This is a genomic window from Thioclava sp. PTB-PU3-1 (assembly GCF_055666785.1).
Genome location: NZ_JBVNVL010000004.1, coordinates 386465 through 392464 on the forward strand (window position 1 = coordinate 386465; position 6000 = coordinate 392464).

The following is a 6000-nucleotide window of genomic DNA, read 5'->3' on the forward strand; positions in this document are numbered from 1 at the left end:
TCACGGGCGTTTTGATGGGATTGTTCACAACTCACGCGTGTAAGGCGCCCTGTCATCAAAGCTTCACTTGATCCGACTCTCTTATTTCGTAAAACCTCGAAATATGGATCAGATGACACCTCAGCGGCTCACCGTGCTGGGCCATGCGCAACGCCTTGCGATCTTCCGGCTCCTGATGCGCCGGTATCCCGACCGGCTGCCCGCCGGCGAGATCGGCGCGGCGCTGAAGCTGAAGCCCTCGACGCTCTCGGCCTATCTGGCCGCACTCAGCGAGGTCGGGCTGATCGGGCAGACGCGGGCGGGCACCTCGCTGCGCTACGGGATCGAGATGGAGACCGTGCGCAGCCTCTTCGACGCGCTGCTGATCGACTGCTGTCAGGGTCGCCCCGATATCTGCTCCCCTCTCGCACAGCCCGATCCAAGTGGAGACACCGCTATGACGCGATCTGCGGCGGGCCGGAAATTCAACGTGCTCTTCATCTGCACCGGCAACTCGGCGCGCTCCATCCTTGCCGAGACGATCCTGCGGGCGCGGGCCGGTGACCGCTTCAACGCCTATTCCGCCGGAACCAAGCCCTATTCCGAGCTGAACCCTTTCGCGATGCAGGTGCTGCGCGACAAGGGCCATGATGTCACCCCCCTGCGGGCCAAGACCATTGCGGAGTTTCAGGGCGAGGACGCGCCCCCGCTCGATTTCGTCTTCACCGTCTGCGATCTCGCCGCGAACGAGGAATGCCCGCCCTGGCCCGGCCAGCCGATCAGCGGCCATTGGGGGATGGCGGACCCGGTGAAGGCCACCGGCACCGAGGCCGAGCGCGCGCTCGCCTTCCAGCAGGCCTATGGAGCGCTTCACCGCCGGATCGAGGCCTTCGCCGCCCTGCCGCTGACAACGCTCGACCGCATCGCGCTGCAATCCGCCGTCGATGACATCGGCTGCAACTGAAGGAACGACCATGACCACCTACGCCCTCAATGGCCTCGGCCGCATCGGGAAACTCGCCTTGAAGCCGCTGCTGGAACGCGGCGCGAAGATCGCATGGATCAACGACGCGGTGGGCGATGCGGCGATGCAGGCGCATCTGCTGGAATTCGATAGCGTGCATGGCCGCTGGGACGCCGAATTCGCGAGCGACGCGGACAGCGTCACCATCGACGGCACCCGCCTGCCCTTCATCGGCACGCGCAAGATCGAAGACCTGCCGCTGGACGGGGTCGACGTGGTGATCGACTGCACCGGCGTGTTCAAATCCGAGGCCGCGCTCGCCCCCTATTTCGCCGCCGGCGTGAAGAAGGTAGTCGTCTCGGCCCCGGTGAAGGACGGCCCGACCGCGAATATCGTCTATGGCGTGAACAATGACGCCTACGATCCGACTGCGCATAGCATCGTGACGGCGGCCAGCTGCACCACGAATTGCCTCGCCCCGGTGGTGAAGGTCATCCACGAAAACCTGCGGATCAAACACGGCGCGATCACCACGATCCATGACGTGACCAACACCCAGACCATCGTGGACCGCCCCGCGAAAGACCTGCGCCGCGCGCGCTCGGCGCTCAATTCGCTGATCCCGACCACGACCGGCTCGGCCACCGCGATCACGCTGATCTACCCCGAACTGAAGGGGCGGCTGAACGGCCATGCCGTGCGCGTGCCGCTGCTCAATGCCTCGCTGACCGATTGCGTCTTCGAGGTCGAACGCGAAACGAGTGCCGAAGAGGTCAACGCGCTGTTCAAATCCGCCGCGGAGGGCGATCTGACCGGTATTCTCGGCTACGAGACGCGCCCGCTCGTGTCCTCGGATTACACCAACGATATCCGCTCTTCGATCATCGACGCGCCTTCGACGATGGTGGTGAACGGCACGCAGGTGAAGGTCTATGCGTGGTATGACAACGAGATGGGCTATGCCTATCGGCTGGCCGATGTCGCGCTGATGGTGGGGGCGTCCCTGTGACCGACAACCCCGCCAGCCGCCCCGAAGGCTTCTCCGCCTATATCGCGGTGACGGCGGCCTATTGGGCCTTCATGCTCACCGATGGCGCGCTCCGGATGCTGGTGCTGCTGCATTTCCACACGCTGGGATTCTCGCCGGTGCAGCTGGCTTACCTGTTCATCCTGTACGAAGTGGCGGGGATGGTGACGAACCTCTCGGCGGGCTGGATCGCGGCGCGGTTCGGGCTGGTCTCGACGCTTTATGCGGGGCTGTCGCTGCAGGTCGTGGCGCTGATCGCGCTGGCGCAGCTGAACCCGTCCTGGGCGATCGGGACCTCCGTCGCCTATGTGATGGTGGTGCAAGGCCTTAGCGGGGTTGCGAAGGACCTTGCGAAAATGTCCTCGAAATCGGCGGTGAAGCTGCTGGCCCCCACCGGCAAGGGCGGGCTGTTCAAATGGGTCGCGGTGCTGACCGGGTCGAAGAACGCAGTGAAGGGCGTGGGCTTCCTGCTCGGCGCAGCGCTGCTGGCCGCGCTCGGCTTCGATTACGCGGTGGTCGCGATGGCGGTGGTGCTCGCGCTGATCCTCGCCGCGATCGTGGTCGCGATGCCGCCGGGCCTGCCGCGCGGGCGCAAGGGCGCGAAATTCTCGGAAGTCTTCTCGAAATCGGCCAATGTGAACTGGCTGTCGGCGGCGCGGGTCTTCCTGTTCGGTGCGCGCGACGTCTGGTTCGTCGTCGGCATCCCGATCTATTTCTACGCGGTGCTGTCGGACGGCACCCATGCAGGCGACCGCGCGGCCTTCTTCCTCGTCGGCACCTTCATGGCGCTCTGGATCATTCTCTACGGCGCGGTGCAGGCCGCCGCCCCGCGCATCCTGAAGGCCAGATCCCGCCCCGAGGGTGAGTTGATCGGAGCCGCGCGGCACTGGGCGCTGGCGCTGCTCGCGGTGCCTGCGCTGCTCAGCGCCGCCGTGCTGATCGACCCGACGCCGTCGCTGTGGCTCAGCACCGTGTTGGTCGTGGGTCTGCTGGCCTTCGGCGCGATCTTCGCGGTAAATTCCTCGCTCCACTCCTATCTCATCCTCGCCTTCACGCAGGCCGAGCGGGTGACGATGGATGTGGGCTTCTACTACATGGCCAATGCGGGCGGGCGGCTGATCGGCACGCTGCTGTCGGGACTGAGCTACCAGATGGGCGGGCTGCCCGCCGTGATGATCACCGCGACGGTGATGGTCGCCTTGAGCGCGTTGGCGGCGGGGCGGCTTGCGCCCGAGGCGACCCTCACGAGCCCGTGAGCAGAGATGGACATTCCCGGCTCTGCGCGCTTTGGTAGCGCGCGGAGGAGAGCGGCCCTCGCGCCGCTTGCAAAATGGGAGGGAAGCCGGTGCTGTCACGCGGCAAGGATTACGCGGCCACGCGGGCTGCGTTTCGATGGGACATACCCGAACGCTACAATATCGGCGTCGACACCTGCGACAAATGGGCCGCGCGCGAGCCCGAGCGCATCGCGCTGATCGAGGTCGAAGAGGATGGCTACGGCGCGGTGCGCGAGACCAGTTTCGGCGCGTTGCGCGAGGCGTCGAACCGTTTCGCCAATGTGCTGGCCGGGCTGGGCGTGGGCGGCGACGGGCGCGAGACCGGCGACCGGGTGGCGATCCTGTTGCCGCAACGCCGCGAGACCGCCATCGCCCATATCGCGGCTTTCAAGGCGGGCTGCGTCTCGCTGCCGCTGTTCACCCTGTTCGGCCCAGAGGCCCTGCTGCACCGGCTGCGCGACAGCGGCGCGCGGGTGCTGGTGACGGACCCGGCGAGCTACGAGGTGATCGCCGCGATCCGCTCCGAATTGCCCGATCTGCAGACCGTCTTCGTCACCGATGACGGCGGGACCGGCGTGGAAGGCGTGGCCGATTTTAACGCGGCCCTCTCCGAGGCCTCGCCCGACTTCACCCCCGTCGATACCAGCGCCGAGACCCCCGGCGTGCTGATCTACACCTCGGGCACCACGGGCAATCCGAAGGGTGCGCTCCATGCCCACCGGGTGCTGTTGGGCCACCTGCCCGGCGTCGAGATGAGCCATGACTTCCTGCCGCAGGCGGGCGACCGGATCTGGACGCCCGCCGATTGGGCGTGGATCGGCGGGCTCTTGGACGTGCTGCTTCCGGCACTGCATCACGGCGTGCCGGTCGTGGCCTGCCGTTTCCGCAAATTCTCGGCCAAAGCCGCGGCCGATCTGATCCGGCGGCTGAGCGTGCGCAACGCTTTCTTGCCGCCCACCGCGCTGAAGATGATGAAGGCCGATCCCGAGAGCCTGTCGTGGAGCCTCGATATGCGCTCGGTCGCCTCGGGGGGCGAACCGCTCGGCGCGCAGCTCCTCGACTGGGGGCGCAAGGCGCTTGGCGTCACGATCAACGAGTTCTACGGCCAGACGGAGTGCAACATGGTGGTGTCCTCCGCCGCGAGCCTCGATGCGCCCGAACCCGGCGCGATGGGCTGGCCAGTGCCGGGCCACGAGGTCGCGATCGTCGACAGCCAGACAGGTCAGGTTCTGCCCGATGGCGAAGAAGGCGCGATTGCCGTGCGCGCGCCCGATCCGGTGATGTTTCTTGGCTATTTCAACCAACCCGAGGCGACCGAGGCGAAATTCGTGACCGGCCTCGAGGGACGCTGGCTGCTGACCGGCGACAGGGGCATCACCGGCGACGGTGGGCGGCTGCGCTTCAAGGGGCGCGACGACGACATCATCTCGACCGGCGGCTACCGCGTGGGCCCTGCCGAGATCGAGGACTGCCTGATCTCGCATCCGGCGGTGCAGATGGCGGGCGTCGTGGGCCAGCCCGATCCGCTGCGCGGCGAGATCGTCGCGGCCTTCGTCACGCTCTGCCCCGGCCATGCCGACACCGAAGCCTTGCGCGACGACCTTGCCGCCCATGTCCGCGCGCGGCTTGCGAAATACGAATATCCCCGCGCGATCTACGTGATCGACGACATGCCCGTGACCACCACCGGCAAGATCATCCGCAACGCGCTACGCGCCCGCCTACCCAAGGAGCCCGCCCTATGAGCCCCGTCCTCTTCGAGACCCGCGGCAATATCGCGATCATCACCCTCAACCGCCCCGAGCGGCGCAACGCGATCAATGCCGAGGCTGGCCATGCCCTGGCCGAGGCGGTGGCCCGTCTGGAAGCGGATGACGCGCTGCAGATCGGCATCCTGCGCGGCGAAGGCGCAGTGTTCTGCGCAGGGATGGACCTCTCCGCTTTCACCGAAGGTAAGGTCGAGGAGTTACTATTCGCTGAAGGCGGTTTCGGCGGCCTGACCGAGTCCCATCGCAGCAAGCCGATCATCGCCGCCTGCCATGGCGCCGCGCTCGCAGGCGGGTTCGAACTGGCCTTGGGCTGCGACATGATCGTCGCCGAAGAGGGCTGCCGCTTCGGCCTGCCAGAGGTGCTGCGCGGTCTGGTGGCGGGCGCGGGCGGCGCGCTGCGGTTGGCGAGCCTCATCCCCCCGGCCCGGGCGCGCGAATTGCTCCTGACGGGGCGGCTGTTCGACACGGCGGAAGCGTGGGATCTGGGCCTGATCGCCCGGCGCGCCGAGGCCGGGCAAGCGTTTGACGCGGCGCTGGCGCTGGCCGAGGAGGTCGCGAAGAACGCGCCCTTGGCCCTGCGCGAGACCCTGCGCCTGTCGCGCGAGATCGAGCGCCGCGCGGTCGACCCGCTTTGGGAGGAGAATGCGCGGACCTTGAAAGCCGTGATGGCGAGCGAGGACGCAGCCGAAGGCGCGCGGGCTTTCCTGGAGAAGCGCGCGCCGGCGTGGTCGGGGAGATAAGGGACGCGCCCGAGCCTTGGGGTGAGCCGTGTCTCGGAAGGCTTCCAGTGGAAGGCTTCAGCGGCGAACGCGCCGCGCGTCGCGGCGCAGGGGGCGCTTGTGTTTGGCGAAGAGGGACGCGCCCGAGCCTTGGGTGGGCGCGTTGATGCGCTTGTGGCTTGGCGGTTTATCTCTCAAGCCCGCATGTCGGTGATGCTCGCGATGACAACGCCAACGCGCCCTCCCGGGGGAGGATCGGGCGCGG

The 6000-nt window shown here is 67.2% G+C and carries 5 protein-coding genes; all 5 read left to right on the forward strand.

Annotated features, from left to right (window positions below; translation table 11 throughout):
* The first annotated feature begins 103 nt into the window (after window positions 1–103).
* The 5 genes from ACZ7GB_RS13740 (at window position 104) to ACZ7GB_RS13760 (ending at window position 5756) form a co-directional block, all read left to right on the forward strand.
* Entirely contained in the window at window positions 104–943 is an 840-nt protein-coding gene (locus ACZ7GB_RS13740) for an arsenate reductase/protein-tyrosine-phosphatase family protein (RefSeq protein WP_472159093.1), read from the forward strand.
* Window positions 944–953: 10 nt separating this feature from the next.
* Window positions 954–1952, forward strand: coding sequence for an ArsJ-associated glyceraldehyde-3-phosphate dehydrogenase (locus tag ACZ7GB_RS13745; RefSeq protein ID WP_472159095.1), 999 nt, complete (start codon window positions 954–956; stop codon window positions 1950–1952).
* Complete coding sequence (arsJ, locus tag ACZ7GB_RS13750) at window positions 1949–3226, forward strand: organoarsenical effux MFS transporter ArsJ (protein ID WP_472159096.1); 1278 nt, start codon at window positions 1949–1951, stop codon at window positions 3224–3226. Before ACZ7GB_RS13745 ends, arsJ begins: the two co-directional genes overlap by 4 nt.
* Window positions 3227–3315: 89 nt before the next feature.
* Complete coding sequence (locus ACZ7GB_RS13755; protein ID WP_472159098.1) at window positions 3316–4992, forward strand: AMP-binding protein; 1677 nt, start codon at window positions 3316–3318, stop codon at window positions 4990–4992.
* Window positions 4989–5756 carry a crotonase/enoyl-CoA hydratase family protein gene (locus ACZ7GB_RS13760; protein ID WP_472159100.1) on the forward strand — a complete coding sequence of 256 codons (768 nt, stop codon included), beginning with the start codon at window positions 4989–4991 and terminating at the stop codon, window positions 5754–5756. Before ACZ7GB_RS13755 ends, ACZ7GB_RS13760 begins: the two co-directional genes overlap by 4 nt.
* Window positions 5757–6000 lie beyond the last annotated feature (244 nt).